This window comes from Chryseobacterium carnipullorum (genome assembly GCF_003815695.1).
Taxonomy (GTDB): Bacteria; Bacteroidota; Bacteroidia; order Flavobacteriales; family Weeksellaceae; genus Chryseobacterium; species Chryseobacterium carnipullorum.
In genome coordinates this window covers 1,686,928-1,703,422 of the sequence record NZ_CP033920.1, presented here as the reverse complement: position 1 = coordinate 1,703,422, position 16,495 = coordinate 1,686,928, and the positions used below count along the sequence as shown (strand labels likewise).

Sequence of the window (16,495 nt, the reverse complement as noted above, 5' to 3'; positions counted from 1 at the left end):
AATTAATAGCTTTCATTTTCATTAGGGAATTCAACACTTTTTACATCTTTTACGTACTGAGCAACTGCTCCTGTAATTTCGGTATACAGATCAAGATATCTTCTTAAGAACTTGGGACTGAAACCTTTGTTCATTCCAACCATGTCGTGGTATACAAGAACCTGTCCGTCACAATCAGCTCCGGCTCCGATTCCGATGGTTGGAATCGTAATGCTTTCTGATACTTTTTTGGCTAAGTCAGCAGGTATTTTTTCTAGAACGATAGAGAAACATCCTAATTCTTCCAAAAGCTGTGCATCACTGATTAATTTTTCCGCTTCCGCTTCTTCTTTGGCTCTTACTTTATAGGTTCCGAATTTATAGATAGATTGTGGTGTTAACCCTAAATGCCCCATTACAGGAATTCCTGCATTAACGATTTTCTTAATCGATTTTGATATTTCTTTACCACCTTCAATCTTCACGGCATGTGCGCCACCTTCCTTCATCATTCTTACTGCGGACTCTAAAGCCTTTTCGGGATTACTCTGGTAAGTACCAAATGGCAAATCAGCAATAACCAAAGCTCTGTCTACTCCACGAACGACACTTTGAGCATGATAAATCATCTGATCTAAGGTAATGGGCAAAGTCGTTTCAAAACCAGCCATCACATTGGCTGCAGAATCTCCTATCAAAATAGCATCCACACCTCCGGCATCTACCATTTTTGCAGTGGTAAAATCATAGGCAGTTAGCATTGTTATTTTTTCCTTGTCGAATTTCATTTTACGCAAGGTTTCAGTCGTAACTTTTTTAATTTCAGAGTGAACAGACATAATGTATCTATTTTTTAAAAGTTAAAAAGTCGGCTTCCGCCGACTTAAGTTTTTGTATGATTTTTATAAAACTACGTGACCTAGTTTCATCAGTTTATCGTGGTTCAGAATTTTGATATTTCTGCCGTCTACTTCAATAAGGCTGTCCTGTTTGAATTCGGAGATCAAACGGATGGCACTTTCTGTAGCGGTACCAATGATGTTGGCAATTTCTTCTCTGGTGAGCGAAATTTTAATAAATCCTTCGGGATCTACACCCAATTTCTGTTCCAGAAGAATGAGAATCTCTGCCAGTCTTTCCCTTACTGTTTTCTGTGCAAGAAAGGTAATGGTATTGGATGACTCTCCCAGTTCATAAGAGATTTTCTGAAGCATTGCAAAAGAAAGCTGCGGATCTACTTCCAGAAGATACATGAAAATATCAGCTGGAAGGAAAATGCATTCAATGTCTGTCATAGCCTCCGCCTTTGCCTGGAAGTTTTCCCCGCAAAGCAATGAACGATAGCCGATGATGTCCCCCTCTTTGATAAATCTTAAGATCTGATCTTTTCCAAAAGCTCCGGACTTCGAAAGTTTGGCAGCTCCTTTTTCTAAAAAGAAAACCCCTTTTGGTGTTTCTCCGTCTTCAAAAATAGTGTCGTGCTTTTGAAAACTTAACTTTTTCTTGCTGTTTATATACTTTTCAAAATCAGTGCTAGAAAGTCTTTCCTTAAATGATTTATCATTAAAAACTCTGGCGAACCTCTCTTCAATTGCAATCTGTTGTTCCTGCGACATTTTATATGACATTTATCACAAAAATAGAACTTTTTAACGCGATAAACAAAAAAAATTGTTATAATTTTGTAGTTCAATATATTATGTGGTGAGCGAGAACTGTTTTCATTGTGGTCAAGGTATAGAAAAAGAGAGAATTTTGTTTGATGAAAAGACTTTCTGTTGCAACGGATGCAAGTCTGTCTACGAAATTCTGAATATCAATAATTTAACTAATTTCTACGAGCTTAATAAAAGAGCCGGAATTCGTCCCGGTGATGAGAGCTCTTCACAGTTTGAATATCTTGACACTCCTGAGATCTTTGAAAAGGTGACCGATTTCTCAGAAGGAAAGACCAGTCTCGTTACCTTTAAGATCCCCGTAATACACTGTTCATCATGCATATGGCTTCTGGAAAGCCTTCATACACTGAATGATCATATCAATTATTCACAGGTCAATTTTACGAGAAAGACCTTACAGATCTCGTTCAATCATAACGATCTGAAATTAAGCGAACTAGCTAATTTCTTAACAAATCTTGGATACAAGCCTGTGATCAGTCTTGAAACAGCTGACAAAAATGTTGATCATCTTGATAAATCCCTTCTTATCAAATTTGCCATCGCAGGGTTTGCATTCGGAAACAGTATGTTCCTTGCATTTCCTGAATATGTAGGGGGTGAAGATTTCTGGATGGAACATTATAAGGGGCTTTTCAGAACCCTGATGTTTCTGCTGGCATGTCCTGTTGTCTTTTATTCTGCTTCAGATTATTACAAATCTGCATGGTACGGGTTAAAAAACAAGATCGTGAATATTGATGTTCCGATCGTACTGGGTATTCTTGTTCTTTTCGGGCGAAGTATTTACGAAGTAGTAACCAATTACGGCCCTGGGTATTTTGACACCTTGTGTGGATTATTATTCTTCATGCTGATGGGTAAAATCTTCCAGAAAAGAACTTACAGCGCACTTTCATACGACAGAGATTATAAATCGTTCTATCCTATCGCCGTTACCAAGGTCGATTTCGAGGGAAAACAGAATAACATCCTTCTTTCCGAGATTAAAGTGGGGGACAGAATTTTGGTAAGAAACCAGGAAATTATCCCGGTGGATGCTATCCTGATCAATGGAGAAGGAAATATAGACAACAGCTTTATCACCGGAGAAAGTGAAAGCATCAGTAAACATCCGGGAGACAAAATATTTGCGGGAGGAAAACAAATCGGTTCTTCACTGGAACTTGAAGTGATCAAAGATGTTGACCAGAGTTATCTCACGCAACTTTGGAATAAGGAAGCATTCAAGAAGCACGAAACCGGCCTTGACACACTGACCAATAACGTCAGTAAATATTTTACATTCATCATTTTAGGCATTGCATTAATTTCCGGAATTTACTGGTCCTTCATTGATCTGAAGATCATGTTCCAGGTTATTTCAGCTATTCTGATTATTGCCTGTCCCTGCGCACTTGCATTATCTGCACCGTTTACTTTCGGGCATATTATGAGAATTTTAGGACGTAATAAATTTTACGTAAAAGATACACTGACCATCGAAAAGATTGCTAAGCTGAATACTATTGTTTTTGATAAAACAGGAACGATTACCCACAGAAAAAAATCCAATATCAGATATGAGGGTATTGAAATCAGTGATTTTGATCAATTGAATATCAAAACGTTATTAAAGAACTCTAACCATCCGCTTTCCAAGTCATTATATGAATTTATGGATATCAATGATGACTATTTCCCTGTTGAGAAATTCCAGGAGATTTCCGGAAAAGGATACGAAGCAAGCGTCAGAGGAAACGTTTATAAGATCGGCTCTGCCCGTTACAACAACCAGGAACCGAAAAATCTTGAAACCGCCGTTTATATCAGTAAAAATGGTGAGTTCATAGGTAAATTCATCTTCAAAAATGAATACCGTCCGAAATTAAAAGAACTGTTTACAAAACTCAGTTCTTACAAGATATTTATCCTGAGTGGTGATAATTCTTCCGAAGAAAATCAACTGAAAGAACTCATCCCAAATTATCAAGGAATGGCTTTTAACCAAAGCCCTGAAGATAAACTGAACTACATTAAAAATCTTCAGGACCAGAACATGAAAGTGGCGATGCTTGGCGATGGACTGAATGATGCGGGAGCGCTTAAACAGAGCAACGTTGGAATTGCTATTTCTGATGATACCAATAGCTTTACGCCTTCTTCGGATGTGATCATGAATGGGGATAAAGTAGTGACTCTGAATAACTATCTGAATGTCTGCAAGGGTTCCATCACTATTGTAAAAATGACATTCATAATCAGTTTTCTGTACAATATTGTTGGTTTAAGTTACGCAGTTACAGGCCACATGCATCCGCTCTTCGCAGCAATCATCATGCCAATCAGTTCGATCACCGTTGTCACATTTACTACTATCTCCACATGGATTTTAGGCAGAAAACATTTCAAAAAGCAGGCTTAAAAGGCCTTATTTAGACTGATTTTAAATTAGCTGAAATCGGCATTTCGTGATGAATGTCATTATTTTTCACTAAATTTGAACCCCGAAAATAGGTTAATTTTGTTGTCCAATGGATATTCTATATTTAATGATCCTCTGCAGTGTTTCTTTAGCTGCGATTTTCTTGATCGTATTTATAGTGTATGCCCGAAAAGGACAGTTTGAAGATGATGAATCTCCTGCTGTCAGAATTCTTTTTGATAGTGGAGAAATCAAGGAAAAGGATGAAAAAGGCAACAAAGATAAGGACGAGAAAAAAATAGGAGAGAATAATAAAATTGAAGAAAAAAGTGAATAGTTGATATGGAAACACAAAAGTTTAGTTATGACAACAGTATTGTCCGTGCGTTCCTTTATGCGACCTTAGTTTTCGGTCTTATAGGATTTACGTTCGGGCTTACGGCGGCATTAATGCTTTTTTACCCTGAATTACCGGAATTTATATTCGGTACTGATGATACAACCATCAAGAGTCTTGCATCAGGCAATATTCAAGGGTTAATAAACACTCATGGTGCATTTGGTTTTGGTAGGATCAGAATGCTTCATACCAATACCGTGATCTTTGCATTCGTATGTAATATCGTTTACACCGGTATTTATTACTCATTACAGAGATTATTAAAAACAAGAATGTACAGTGATACATTATCATGGTTACATTTCTGGACTTGGCAGTTTATGATCGTTGCTACGTTCGTTACGTTCTTTATGGGGATCAATACCTCAAAAGAATATGCTGAACACGAGTGGCCGATCGACATATTGATTGCTTTCTCATGGATCATTTTCGGGATCAATATGTTCCTGACGATTTCAAAAAGAAGAGTAAGACACCTTTATGTAGCCATCTGGTTTTATATCGGTACATGGATTGCTGTGGCAATGCTACACATCTTCAACAACCTTGAGGTTCCTTTATCTTTCACAGGCTGGAAATCTTATTCAGCATATGCAGGGGTAAAAGATGCTATTGTACAGTGGTGGTACGGTCACAATGCAGTTGCATTCGTACTGACAACTCCGGTTCTTGGTTTGATGTATTACTTCCTTCCGAAGGCAGCAGACAGACCGGTCTTCTCTTATAAACTGTCTATTATTCACTTCTGGTCATTAATTTTTGTCTATATCTGGGCTGGTCCTCACCACCTTCAGTATACAGCTCTTCCTGCATGGGCGCAGGCTGTGGGAACTGGTTTCTCTATCATGCTTATCGCACCGTCTTGGGGAGGAATGCTAAACGGACTTCTTACGCTGAGAGGAGCTTGGGATAAAGTAAGGGAAAATCCTATCCTTAAGTTTTTCGTAGTGGCAGTTACATGCTACGGTATGGCAACTTTTGAAGGTCCTCTTTTAGCGACTAAAAACATCAACAAAATTGGTCACTTTACAGACTGGGTTATCGGTCACGTACATTTAGGAGCTCTTGGATGGAATGGTTTCATGGCATTCGGGGTTATCTATTATCTGGTACCGATTATGTGGAGAACAAAACTTTGGTCTGTAAAATTAGCTAACTGGCATTTCTGGTTAGGGACATTAGGAATTATTTTCTATGCAGTACCCATGTATATTTCAGGATTTACCCAAGGATTAATGTGGAAACAGTTCAATCCAGATGGTACATTGATGTACAAAAACTGGTTGGATACAGTTACTGCGATCATTCCCTACTTCAAAATGAGATTCTTAGGAGGTCTGTTCTATATTTCAGGATCTATCCTAATGATCGTTAACGTCATTGCTACGGTAAGAAAAGGTTCATTCCAGAAAGAAGTTCCTGCTGAAGCACCAGCGTTGGCTAACATCGGAAACAAACGTAAAGAAGGAGAAGGTACTCACCTATGGCTTGAAAGAATGCCTGTATTATTAGGTATTTTATCTTTCATCACCATTTCAATCGGTAGTTCGGTAGAGATTATCCCTACCCTATCTTTAAAGAAAAGTGTACCTACGATTTCAGCAGTAAAACCATATTCACCTCTTGAATTGGAAGGTAGAGATCTTTATATCCGTGAAGGATGTAATGCCTGTCACTCTCAGATGGTAAGACCATTCAGGGATGAAATTACAAGATTCAACGGTAAAAACGGACAATATTCGAAAGCCGGAGAATTTGTATATGACAGACCATTCCTATGGGGTTCTAAGAGAACAGGACCGGATTTACATAGAGAAGGAGGGAAAAACCCAAGTTCTTGGCATTACAAACACATGTACAACCCAAGATCTACGTCTGCCGGTTCTATCATGCCTCGTTATCCTTGGTTAATTGCAACTAACCTTGACAGAACTAAGATGGTTGACAAAATGAAGCTAATGAAGAACGCATTTGATGTTCCTTACACTAAAGCTCAAATAGACTCAGCCAATGCATGGGCAGACAACCAGGCAACAAAAATTGTAAAAGATATCTTCTCTGAAGCGAATGACCTTAAGACAGCATATGCTAAGAGACCTCAGGGAGAACTGGAGAAAAAAGAGATCGTAGCGCTTATCTCTTATCTTCAGAGACTAGGTACCGATATCAAGACGACGGAAATAAAAACAGCAAGTACTAACTAAACATTAAAAGGTTCACATGATTCCTCAGAACTTTAAAGATATATTATCCAATACAGAAAACGCTGGTTTATACCAGACGCTGGCTCTGATTTTCTTTATGCTATTCTTCGTAGCTCTGGTAATCTATGTTTTTAGCAGGCCTAAAAAATATTACAAAGAGGAAGAAGAGGCGCCGCTTGGGGATGATGAGGATGACGATTTTAATTTAAAAAATTAAACTATTTATTATGAAACAAAGAACACCTGTTGTTGTAAACATCTTAATAATAACTGGACTTCTGATAGTTTTTTATTATTTGTTTGTACAGAGCTACTCGTTTCTAGCTTCACCATACTTCTGGGGAACTGTAGTGATCAGTGCTATTTTAGCCTACATCCACAGTGCCATTGGAGATTTGATTGAAAACAATAAATTCAAAAAATTATCTCCGGAAGAGAAAGCAGCTTATTTAACAGAGAAAAAGATCCCTTTCCTGAGAAGAATGTACGATGCTGCATTCAAAAAGCAATCTGAAACGGAAGAAAAGGATATCCTTATCGACCACGGTTTCGATGGCATTATGGAATTAGATAATCAACTTCCAAAATGGTGGGTAGGATTATTTTATTTTGGGACTGCTTTTTGTATTGTATATATTGCAGCTTATTCTTTCACAGATTTTGCTCATCCGTTGAGCGAATATGAGCAGGAATATAAAGAGCAGATGGCAAGTATTGCAGAATATGAAAAGTCTCAGCCGCCTATCACTATTGAATCAGCAAAGTATTCAGCTGATAACATTGCGGCAGGTGAAGAGGTATTCAAAACAAACTGTGTTTCTTGTCACTCTGATGGTGGTAGAGGGGGTATCGGACCCAACCTTACTGATAACTTCTGGCACAATCAACCTGAAAAAACATTATTCAAAAACGTATTCCACGTTGTAGAAAATGGGGTAACAGGTACAGCAATGCAGGCTTGGGGTAAAAATGGGGTATTAACAGGGACTGACATTCAAAATGTTGCCGCTTATGTTTACCACATCAATCAGGAGCAGCCACCAATTACTCCTGCCCAGGGAGGGGCTACACCGTATGGTGATGAAGCACATTGGGAAAAAGAATAATTTAAAAAATTAGAAACATATGAAAAAAACATAATTTGTTATTAATAAAAATAGTAACGAATTATGTTTTTTCTTTTTTAAACATATTACAAAGATGTCAGATATAGAAGAAATAGAAGTACGCGGCGGACAGGGACAGGTTCTGGACCCTGAAACTTACAGAGATTCTATCGGGACAATGGAGCAATCTGGTAAGAGAAAGTGGGTGTTTCCCAGAAAACCAAAGGGGAAATACACCAACTATAGAAACCTTGTAAGCTATGCTTTATTAATTATTTATTTTACAGTGCCATTCATTAAAGTCAATGGCAACCCTTTCTTTTTATTCAACGTTATTGATAGAGAGTTTTTCATTATTGGACAACCTTTCTATCCGCAGGACTTTTTTATCCTTACTTTAGGTGCGATCGCATCTTTAATTTTTATTATCATTTTTACGATTGCGTTCGGAAGAATTTTCTGCGGGTGGATATGCCCTCAGACAATTTTTATGGAATCGATTTTCCGTAAAATTGAATATCTTATTGAAGGTGACCGAAACAAACAAATGAAGCTGGACAGACAGGAGTGGAACAGCGAGAAAATCTGGAAAAGAGGTTTAAAATGGACAGTTTACGCTATTATTTCCCTGATAATCACGCACTTTATGCTCATGTACATTGTAGGGTACGAGGAAATATTAAGAATCATCTCTGAAGGGCCTTTTGCCCACCCTACCAATTTTATCGTTATGGTTCTGTTTACCTCTGCATTTTATTTTGTATTTGCATGGTTCAGAGAGCAGGTTTGTACCTTGGTCTGCCCATACGGAAGATTACAGGGTGTTTTGATTGATAAAGATACCATCAATGTTTTCTATGATTTCAAAAGAGGAGAAAACAGATCAAAATGGAGAAAAGGGGAAGACCGTAAAGCAGCAGGAAAAGGAGACTGTATCGACTGTCATCAGTGTGTGGTCGTATGTCCTACAGGAATTGACATCAGAGACGGACAGCAGCTGGAATGCGTTAACTGTACCGCATGTATTGATGCCTGCGACGAGGTCATGGAAAAAGTAGGTCTTCCGAAAGGACTGGTAAGATATGCTTCAGAGAACGAAATTGAGAATCAGACCGAGTTCAAATTTACAGGAAGAATGAAAGGTTTTGCGGTGGTTCTTGTTTTACTGGTTGGATTCTTAGGGTTCCTTCTTTACAGCAGAGGAGAGATGGAAGCAAAATTCATTAAACCTGCGGGAAGTACTTTTTTTGTACGAGATGGTAAAATCACCAATACTTACAATTATACCTTCCTAAATAAAACCAACGAAAAGAAAATTGTTACGATAAAAGTAGTTGAGCCGGCTCACGGTGAAATTATATACAGTGCGTCCAGCAAAATCCAGGTAGATAGAGATAAAATTTCGAAAGGAACCATCAACATCAGCTTTCCTCAAGAAGATATGAAACTTTCAAAACAAAATATAACCATTGGAGTGTATGATATGAAAGGCAAGCTTGTCGATTCTTATCAGACCTACTTTGAGGGACCATTCAAATTGCAATTCTAATTTTTAAGGAATGTCTATGATTTTTAAGACATAGACATTCTCAATTACTATAAAAAACAAAAAAATCCGGAAGAAATGAAAAACTTTAGTTGGGGACACGGTGTTGTAGTCGCATTATTTGCATTCATTGTTTTTATATTATCCATGTTGTTTCTTTTCCCGAACGGGCAGAAGAATTCTGAAATGGTCACCGATAATTATTACGAAGAAGAGCTTAAGTATCAGGATGTGATTGATGCTAAAAAAAGAGCTGATGACCTGCAGGAAAAACCGGTGTACAGCCAGGAAAAATCCGGAATTAAGATTGTATTCCCAAAAGAATATAACAATGCCAATACTACGGTAAAATTTGTTTTAAACAGAACCGACGACCAGAATCTGGACATCAAAAAACCAGTTCAGCTTGATGCCGCACAGTCTTTTATAATCCCTGCACAGGTATTAAAAGTAGGAAACTATACCCTGAGACTGATGTGGACAAAAGACAAAACAGACTACAGAATGGATTATGATGTGATATGGAAATAGGACTCATTTTATCGGCCATCGCACTAGGTTTTGCTTCCGGTTTTCACTGTATCGGAATGTGCGGTCCTATTGCCCTGTCGATGGGATTAACCAAAAAGCAGGCCGCCAACTTCTATCTTCAGAACCTTACCTATCAGTTCGGAAGAATATTCACCTATTCTTTATTGGGTGCACTTTTGGGAATTATCGGACAGGGGTTTGAAATGGCTGGCTTTCAGAAATATCTTACGATTACTGCAGGAGTTCTTCTGATTATTATGGCTGTATTTTCATTTGGCGGAAAAGATTTTGCTTCAAAAATTCCTTTCCTGTCCAAATTTTTATATTCTGTAAAGTTAAATCTGGGAAGACTTCTTCAGAAAGCGGATTACCGTTCGAGATTTACAACAGGGGTTCTGAATGGCTTTTTACCGTGTGGAATGGTTTACATGGCTCTTACGGCCAGCCTCGCAGGAGGCGGAATATGGCAGGGAGCTTCATACATGGCTTTATTCGGTCTGGGAACCCTCCCGTTCATGTTTGCTGTAGTTTTAGCCGGAAATCTAATGAATCAGGCCTTCAGGGTAAAGGTTTTAAAAGCCGTTCCTGTCATCATGATCATTTTGGGAGGATTATTCATTCTGAGAGGTCTTGAATTGGGAATCCCTTATGTTTCTCCAAAAGCAGAAGCAATGACCATTTCAAAGGATCATCAGGACGGTTCTCACATTAATAACAATTGTCATTAAGGACAATATTATTTTACAGTAGACTGACTGTCTGAATTTTTTAGATTTAAGATAATTCTTTATAGTATTTAATTGCTTTTTGTTTAAGTTCATGGGTGGACCATTCCTCCCACTCTCCTGTATAGGGATCATAACCACATTTTAAAGGTTTAGATACATCAAGCCTACTTTCATTTAAGTCCGGTTGTTCGGTATAAGCTCTACAATCTGTACATATATAACGAAATTCACAATCCTTACACACCGCAATATCATCTTTTGTAATATTCCAATATTGGTTAAAATTTTTATGCCTGATGGCTTCGTCTAAAGTGATATCCTTTATATTCCCAAAGCTTTGAGGCATTGCCGGGCAGTTCTTTATATTCCCATTGATATCTACTGCTATTTTCTTGTTAAGACAAGAATTATGATTGATTGCTTCTAACACTTTGGGAAGATTTGTCTGGAAATGATCAGGTGATACACCGCCACAAAAACTAAAATTCGTATATTTTTTTTGAGAAAATACTACTTTACCATATTTTTTTCTAGATCCCATGGTCATTTTTGGAGGTGAATTAAACAAAAATAAAGAGCTAAGCCTTTCAAATTTTGTACTTAATTCTGAGATACTATGCTCATCAACACCAACAGAATATTGGGAAATGATTTCAACTGAATGTATAATCGTATTGTCAAACATTAATCTTATCAGGTCAAAATCATCAGGATTTAAACTTTCATAGCAAACCAACGCTACAAACTTACAGCCTAGTTTTTCAACCTGAGTAATCACTTGTTTTAAGAAAGGTAATTCATCTTTTTTAATTTCAATAATTATATTTGAAATCCAATCTGGATTTTGATACCGCAGATCTAAGTCGATAAACATATCAAACTCTTCTTTGCTGCAGTAAAAACCATATTCCTCCTGGAGCAAAAAATTCAAATATTCATCCAATATGGGTTTGTTTTCTTCACCATAGTCTTTATAAATTGAAACTAAACTTTCTTTTCGGTTAAGTCTTTCAATAATATCAGCTAAAGAATTCGGTATAAAATCAGAATTTTCTCTCTGAATATCGCTGATAACAGATTTTGTATACCCTCTTGTCACTATACAATTTGTATAGACTCTAAAATAATTATGCTTCATTTTTCTATTCGTAAAATAGGCTTATAGAAATTTTGAACATCTAGTTTTTGCGTATTATAATAACTTGATGAAATTTTTCTTTCAGTCTTTTTCTGCCGTTTGATTCGTTTAAACTCTAATTCCTGGAAAACAAGGGGTAATTCGTTGTGATTATCTTCTATTTCCTTTATAATATCGTCAAGCTTATTTTTCTGTTTCATAATCGTTACTTAAATGCAATGCAATTTCTTTTTCCAAATGATAATTACATGGAAATGAGACCATATCAAACTGACCAACAGGATTAACTTCTAAAAAATAGAATATATTATCTGTTGAATAGAGTAAATCTATTGAGCCGCTTTCCAAAGAAATCCTTTTCATAAGCGTATCAATCATTTTCTCAATGGATTCAGGAAGCTTGAAAGGTACTGTTCTATTGGGCACATCATTATTATATCTTCTAAAATCTACTTGAGTTTTACTATCTCCTTGCGAGAGAATGGCCATACTCCAGCATTTTCCAAGAAGATAAAATGTTCTGATCTCAATCTTTTTTTCAATATACTCCTGAATGAAGGAAGTGTTGAAACTCTTTATACGATCCTTTTGTAAAATTTTTGTGTAAGAATCAATATTCAAATTATTTATACTCCCTAAAAAACCTGGCGTAACTGGCTTTGTAATCGTTTTTTTATATTTCTTCTGGCTTAACAGCTTATTATCGATGTACGATTCCGGAATCTTCAGGCCGATTTCTTTTGCAATATCATTAACAATTAATTTATTTACATTGGCCTTACCATAAGAATTAATTTGTCTTTTATCTGATAACTTATACTGAAGATATTCATGCAAAACATTCTTGTTGTGTGATAGATACGAATTGAATTGAGGGACTTTAAGTTTCTTAAACTGCCCAACAGAAATAAATCCTCTTCTGTACCAGACTGCCTGTATTTTGTCTACGTCAATGGTAGTCTTTCCCATCTTAATAAAAGTTTTTGAATCAACGACAGACAGTTCACACGCATCAGAATCATTGATTCTAAACCACTCTACCTGAAAGTAAGCCAACCAATCGATCACGATATTAGTTGACCAATCATATTCATCCGAAATTATTAGTATCATATAGAAAAAAGACTACCAAAATGGTAGTCTATTAAGTTTAAAGAAATCATCTTAACACCCTGACCAGCACTCAGTTCCCAGCAAATGTCCATCTTCATCATAAGTATATAAAACAGAGTCTGAACCTCCAGTTGAGCGTGTTGTTGGGCGGATAATTCTTTTTCCTCCGGCAATTGCCATCATAGAAGTTCTAGAAATTTTTTTTCCTTTGATTTCTTTTTTGAAATCTGCTAATGATTTTAAATTTTTCATAGTAATTTTTATTATTTCGAATAAGTCATCAAAAACCAACCAATCAAATAGATTCATCACAATAACGCAGCCGCGACAATTACATTAATCGCAATTTTAAACTAATTTGAATAAATATTATTCAAGACTTATCCCGTTTCTTTTTCAAATGTATTAATTAATACAATACATCAATGCAATTTAACAAAATTTAACATTTGATTAAAATATATTTTATTGAATTTAATTCAATAAAATATATAAAAAATTAAGGTATTATATGAAAATATCATTTTCTACAATAAATAAAACAAAAATTACCCACTATTTCTAAGACATGATTAAAACACTTTTTAGTGTCTTAGTGAAGTTTTTCAACCTTCAAAGTACTGTTTAATTAAAGAAATATAGACAAAGCATGTCATCTGAAAATGTAAAAAAGTAATCATTAGAAAGGCATATCTTTGCATTCTGTTAGATTTGGAATTATGAAGAAAACGATCCTCTTTTTTTTTATCAGTTTTTTTATACTGCAATCCTGTAGTATAAATTCTGAAATTGTCTATCACAATGATGCAGCCTCCACTTCTGTCACAGATATTGATATGAAACAATTCATTGCTGAAATGAAGGCCATGACTCCCGACTCTCTGAAACAACAGAAAGAATTTGGAGAAATGGATAAGCTTCCCACGGTTTGGACCAGTATTTTTGACATACAGAAAGAGGAAGGAAAACTGAAGACCCAAGACCCGGACTCCATCAGAATCATGAAGAAAATATTCATGAAAACCAATAAGGAAAACAATGAACCTTCCGGTTTTTCTTTAAAGATGGAACACTTTACCCAATCAGACCATCAGTTGCTAAAAAGCTACAACAAAAAGGAAAAGCTTCCGTTTGATCAGAATATTTTCAACAACTGGGACGGAAAAACACTGACGATCAATACCGAAAATTTTAATCTTAAGACTATTGAAGAGGCCCTCAAAAGCAAAGCTTCAAAAGAGGAAGCTGAAAAAGTAGAAGGAATGATCACTATGTTCTTCAAAAGCATTGGAACTACCCTGAAATTTGAAAATAAAATAATATCGATCTCAGGAAAACATGACTGGGTGAAACAGATGGATAATTATACCGTCAAAATAGATTACGACCTCAAGGCCATGTATGACAAGGAAGTAAAGCTAAAAAATACGGACAAAAAAATTGTAATCGTTACAGAATAAAAATTGCCGGCTGAAATTTCAGCCGGCAATTTTCTTGGTATTTGTTTTGTAATATAACTAAAAACAGAAAAAACTTAGCAATGATTAAACAGATGAAGTTTTTATGGGCAACCGTTCTTCTGATCATCCTTCAGTCCTGCTCTATCAATACAGAAACCACCTATTATAAGGATGCTGCCACCAGTATGAAGTCTAATATCCTGATGGACAAAAATATAATGGGAATGATGAGCATGATGGGATCAGACCCAAAGAAATTGAGCGAACTTGATAAACTGCCGACTGACTGGACCAGTCTTTATACGGTTCAGAAGCATGGAAAAGTAACCTTGAATGAGGATTCTGCGAAGGTGCTGAAAAAAGTCTATATGAAAGTAGACAAAGATAAAGACGAGATCGTTGGTCTTTCCCTGAAATATGACAAACTCATGCCTTCAGAAATCACTCAACTTCTGGCGAGTGACAAACGCCTTAAAAAGATTCCTTTACAGGATATCGCCGTATGGAATGGTCAATCTCTGATCATTAATACATATCAATTTAATTCTGATGGTATCCTTAAAATGCTTGAAGAAAAAGATTCAGAAGAAAAAACGGTTCCTAAAACCAAAAGTGACTCTATTGAAGCCTACGGAAAGCAAATGGCTTCCGGAATGGCCGGAATGCTCAGAATGTTCAATCTTACCTTTACCAACACGCTGAAGTTTCAGAAACCCATTAAAAATATAGAAGGAAAGCATGATTTCGTAAAGCAGGTCGATAATAAAACCGTTCAGATCACCGTAAGATCCAATGATCTTGTTGATGGCAAAAATCTGATTAATAAAGATAAAAAAGTAATCATTACCACAGAGTAATTTCAATACACGGAAATATATAATAATCCCCTTCCAAAAATGAAAGGGGATTATTTATTTTCACAAAATAGTATTCTAGTTAATCAGATCAAATCTCGCATATTCTGCGATTTTTTTAGGAATTCTGATTCCTTCTTCAGTCTGGTTATTTTCAAGCAAAGCTGCCATAATTCTCGGAAGAGCCATTGCAGAACCATTTAAAGTATGTACCAACTGCGCTTTTCCGTCTGTTTTGAAACGGCATTTCAGACGGTTTGCCTGGAAGGTTTCAAAATTAGATACAGAGCTTACTTCCAGCCACATTTCCTGAGCAGCACTCCATACCTCAAAGTCATACGTCATTGCAGCAGCAAAACCGGTATCTCCTCCGCAAAGTCTTAATACTCTGAACGGAAGTTCCAGATCTGTAAGGATCTCCTTGATATGTTCTACCATTTCCTCTAATGCAGCATAAGAGTTTTCAGGCTTTTCAAGTCTTACGATCTCAACTTTTTCAAACTGGTGAAGACGGTTCAGGCCTCTTACATGAGCTCCGTAGCTTCCCGCTTCTCTTCTGTAACATTGAGAGAAAGCCGTATTTTTGATAGGAAGATCTTTTTCTTCCAATAGTACATCGCGATAAAGATTCGTGACAGGAACTTCAGCTGTAGGAATCAGATACAAATCATCAATACCAATATGGTACATTTGCCCTTCTTTATCCGGAAGCTGTCCTGTTCCGTAGCCTGAAGCTTCATTCACAACGTGAGGAGGATTGACCTCCATATATCCTTTTTCAACGTTTTTATCTAAGAAATATTGAACCAAAGCTCTCTGAAGTCTTGCTCCTTTACCCAAATAAACAGGGAAACCAGCACCGGCAATCTTCACTCCCAGTTCAAAATCAATCAGGTTATATTTTTTGGCAAGTTCCCAGTGAGGAATAGCGCCTTCTCCAAGGCCTTCCACATCATGAGACTGGTAAATATTCTCGTTGTCTTCCGCAGAAGATCCGTTCTTTACCAACTCAAAAGGAACGTTTGGAATCTGGTATAAAATATCCAGCAATGCTTTTTCAGTCACCTCTAGCTGAGCCTGCAATTCTTTACTCGATTCTTTGTACTGAGCTGTTTTAGATTTTGAGGACTCCGCTTCTTCTTTTTTTCCTTCTTTCATCAAAAGACCAATTTCTTTGGAAATTTTGTTGATTTCGGCAAGTTGGGAATCTAATTCAAACTGAATTCTTTTTCTTTCGTCGTCAGTAGCGACAGCATCGTCTACCAACCCAAGATTCTTGAATTGTCTTTTTTGAAGACCTTCTAAAACGCGCTCTTTATTGTCGCGTAAAAAATTGACTTGTAACATTGTATT

The 16,495-nt window shown here is 36.6% G+C and carries 16 protein-coding genes; 10 read left to right on the top strand and 6 right to left on the bottom strand.

Annotated elements, in window-relative coordinates:
- Positions 1 to 2 precede the first annotated feature (2 nt).
- Both panB and EG346_RS07855 read right to left on the bottom strand, forming a co-directional pair.
- Entirely contained in the window at positions 3 to 818 is an 816-nt protein-coding gene (panB, locus tag EG346_RS07860) for a 3-methyl-2-oxobutanoate hydroxymethyltransferase (protein WP_073329039.1), read from the bottom strand.
- A gap of 63 nt (positions 819 to 881) precedes the next feature.
- The gene (locus tag EG346_RS07855; RefSeq protein ID WP_073329037.1) at positions 882 to 1,595 is read right to left on the bottom strand and encodes a Crp/Fnr family transcriptional regulator; all 714 of its coding nucleotides are present in this window, start codon (positions 1,593 to 1,595) and stop codon (positions 882 to 884) included.
- An 88-nt stretch (positions 1,596 to 1,683) separates the two neighbouring features.
- Between EG346_RS07855 and EG346_RS07850 the strand changes: the two genes are divergently transcribed.
- The 8 genes from EG346_RS07850 to EG346_RS07815 all read left to right on the top strand — a co-directional run bounded on the left by EG346_RS07850 (position 1,684) and on the right by EG346_RS07815 (position 10,577).
- Positions 1,684 to 4,062: a heavy metal translocating P-type ATPase gene (locus tag EG346_RS07850; protein ID WP_073329034.1), complete on the top strand. Its 2,379-nt coding sequence runs from the start codon at positions 1,684 to 1,686 to the stop codon at positions 4,060 to 4,062.
- A 109-nt stretch (positions 4,063 to 4,171) separates the two neighbouring features.
- A complete protein-coding gene (gene ccoS / locus EG346_RS07845; protein ID WP_073329032.1) occupies positions 4,172 to 4,399 on the top strand; it encodes a cbb3-type cytochrome oxidase assembly protein CcoS in 228 nt (75 codons plus the stop codon).
- 5 nt (positions 4,400 to 4,404) lie between these two features.
- The gene (gene ccoN / locus EG346_RS07840) at positions 4,405 to 6,666 is read left to right on the top strand and encodes a cytochrome-c oxidase, cbb3-type subunit I (protein ID WP_073329029.1); all 2,262 of its coding nucleotides are present in this window, start codon (positions 4,405 to 4,407) and stop codon (positions 6,664 to 6,666) included.
- A gap of 16 nt (positions 6,667 to 6,682) precedes the next feature.
- Positions 6,683 to 6,883 (top strand): cbb3-type cytochrome oxidase subunit 3, encoded by a 201-nt coding sequence (locus tag EG346_RS07835; protein WP_062652071.1) that lies wholly within the window; start codon positions 6,683 to 6,685, stop codon positions 6,881 to 6,883.
- A gap of 10 nt (positions 6,884 to 6,893) precedes the next feature.
- Positions 6,894 to 7,772 (top strand): cbb3-type cytochrome c oxidase N-terminal domain-containing protein, encoded by an 879-nt coding sequence (locus EG346_RS07830; protein WP_073329027.1) that lies wholly within the window; start codon positions 6,894 to 6,896, stop codon positions 7,770 to 7,772.
- Between the two features lie 94 nt (positions 7,773 to 7,866).
- Positions 7,867 to 9,321, top strand: a complete 1,455-nt coding sequence (ccoG, locus tag EG346_RS07825) for a cytochrome c oxidase accessory protein CcoG (protein ID WP_073329025.1) — start codon at positions 7,867 to 7,869, stop codon at positions 9,319 to 9,321.
- A 75-nt stretch (positions 9,322 to 9,396) separates the two neighbouring features.
- Positions 9,397 to 9,849 (top strand): FixH family protein, encoded by a 453-nt coding sequence (locus tag EG346_RS07820; RefSeq protein WP_073329022.1) that lies wholly within the window; start codon positions 9,397 to 9,399, stop codon positions 9,847 to 9,849.
- Positions 9,840 to 10,577, top strand: a complete 738-nt coding sequence (locus tag EG346_RS07815) for a sulfite exporter TauE/SafE family protein (RefSeq protein ID WP_073329020.1) — start codon at positions 9,840 to 9,842, stop codon at positions 10,575 to 10,577. Before EG346_RS07820 ends, EG346_RS07815 begins: the two co-directional genes overlap by 10 nt.
- 46 nt (positions 10,578 to 10,623) lie before the next feature.
- Here the strand turns inward: EG346_RS07815 and gwsS are convergent, their stop codons facing one another.
- The 3 genes from gwsS to EG346_RS07800 all read right to left on the bottom strand — a co-directional run bounded on the left by gwsS (position 10,624) and on the right by EG346_RS07800 (position 13,080).
- Positions 10,624 to 11,715, bottom strand: coding sequence for a grasp-with-spasm system SPASM domain peptide maturase (gene gwsS, locus EG346_RS07810; protein ID WP_123877861.1), 1,092 nt, complete (start codon positions 11,713 to 11,715; stop codon positions 10,624 to 10,626).
- A gap of 183 nt (positions 11,716 to 11,898) precedes the next feature.
- Positions 11,899 to 12,828, bottom strand: a complete 930-nt coding sequence (gwsG, locus tag EG346_RS07805) for a grasp-with-spasm system ATP-grasp peptide maturase (protein ID WP_073329012.1) — start codon at positions 12,826 to 12,828, stop codon at positions 11,899 to 11,901.
- 51 nt (positions 12,829 to 12,879) lie between these two features.
- Positions 12,880 to 13,080 carry a hypothetical protein gene (locus tag EG346_RS07800; RefSeq protein WP_073329009.1) on the bottom strand — a complete coding sequence of 67 codons (201 nt, stop codon included), beginning with the start codon at positions 13,078 to 13,080 and terminating at the stop codon, positions 12,880 to 12,882.
- Between the two features lie 467 nt (positions 13,081 to 13,547).
- Between EG346_RS07800 and EG346_RS07795 the strand changes: the two genes are divergently transcribed.
- Together EG346_RS07795 and EG346_RS07790 are read left to right on the top strand one after the other, a co-directional pair.
- Positions 13,548 to 14,288: a hypothetical protein gene (locus EG346_RS07795; RefSeq protein ID WP_123877859.1), complete on the top strand. Its 741-nt coding sequence runs from the start codon at positions 13,548 to 13,550 to the stop codon at positions 14,286 to 14,288.
- Between the two features lie 80 nt (positions 14,289 to 14,368).
- The gene (locus tag EG346_RS07790; RefSeq protein ID WP_123877857.1) at positions 14,369 to 15,145 is read left to right on the top strand and encodes a hypothetical protein; all 777 of its coding nucleotides are present in this window, start codon (positions 14,369 to 14,371) and stop codon (positions 15,143 to 15,145) included.
- Between the two features lie 75 nt (positions 15,146 to 15,220).
- Here EG346_RS07790 and serS read toward each other — a convergent pair whose 3' ends face one another.
- A complete protein-coding gene (serS, locus tag EG346_RS07785; RefSeq protein WP_073329001.1) occupies positions 15,221 to 16,489 on the bottom strand; it encodes a serine--tRNA ligase in 1,269 nt (422 codons plus the stop codon).
- Positions 16,490 to 16,495: the final 6 nt, after the last annotated feature.

Excerpts from the sequence above, each read along its gene's own strand:
- ccoS (WP_073329032.1), top strand. The coding sequence starts at position 4,172 with ATGGATATTCTATATTTAATGATCCTCTGCAGTGTTTCTTTAGCTGCG.
- EG346_RS07835 (WP_062652071.1), top strand. The coding sequence starts at position 6,683 with ATGATTCCTCAGAACTTTAAAGATATATTATCCAATACAGAAAACGCT.
- EG346_RS07795 (WP_123877859.1), top strand. The coding sequence starts at position 13,548 with ATGAAGAAAACGATCCTCTTTTTTTTTATCAGTTTTTTTATACTGCAA.
- gwsS (WP_123877861.1), bottom strand. The coding sequence starts at position 11,715 with ATGAAGCATAATTATTTTAGAGTCTATACAAATTGTATAGTGACAAGA.
- EG346_RS07820 (WP_073329022.1), top strand. The coding sequence starts at position 9,397 with ATGAAAAACTTTAGTTGGGGACACGGTGTTGTAGTCGCATTATTTGCA.
- ccoG (WP_073329025.1), top strand. The coding sequence starts at position 7,867 with ATGTCAGATATAGAAGAAATAGAAGTACGCGGCGGACAGGGACAGGTT.
- gwsG (WP_073329012.1), bottom strand. The coding sequence starts at position 12,828 with ATGATACTAATAATTTCGGATGAATATGATTGGTCAACTAATATCGTG.
- EG346_RS07800 (WP_073329009.1), bottom strand. The coding sequence starts at position 13,080 with ATGAAAAATTTAAAATCATTAGCAGATTTCAAAAAAGAAATCAAAGGA.
- EG346_RS07855 (WP_073329037.1), bottom strand. The coding sequence starts at position 1,595 with ATGTCGCAGGAACAACAGATTGCAATTGAAGAGAGGTTCGCCAGAGTT.
- ccoN (WP_073329029.1), top strand. The coding sequence starts at position 4,405 with ATGGAAACACAAAAGTTTAGTTATGACAACAGTATTGTCCGTGCGTTC.
- serS (WP_073329001.1), bottom strand. The coding sequence starts at position 16,489 with ATGTTACAAGTCAATTTTTTACGCGACAATAAAGAGCGCGTTTTAGAA.
- EG346_RS07815 (WP_073329020.1), top strand. The coding sequence starts at position 9,840 with ATGGAAATAGGACTCATTTTATCGGCCATCGCACTAGGTTTTGCTTCC.
- EG346_RS07790 (WP_123877857.1), top strand. The coding sequence starts at position 14,369 with ATGATTAAACAGATGAAGTTTTTATGGGCAACCGTTCTTCTGATCATC.
- panB (WP_073329039.1), bottom strand. The coding sequence starts at position 818 with ATGTCTGTTCACTCTGAAATTAAAAAAGTTACGACTGAAACCTTGCGT.
- EG346_RS07830 (WP_073329027.1), top strand. The coding sequence starts at position 6,894 with ATGAAACAAAGAACACCTGTTGTTGTAAACATCTTAATAATAACTGGA.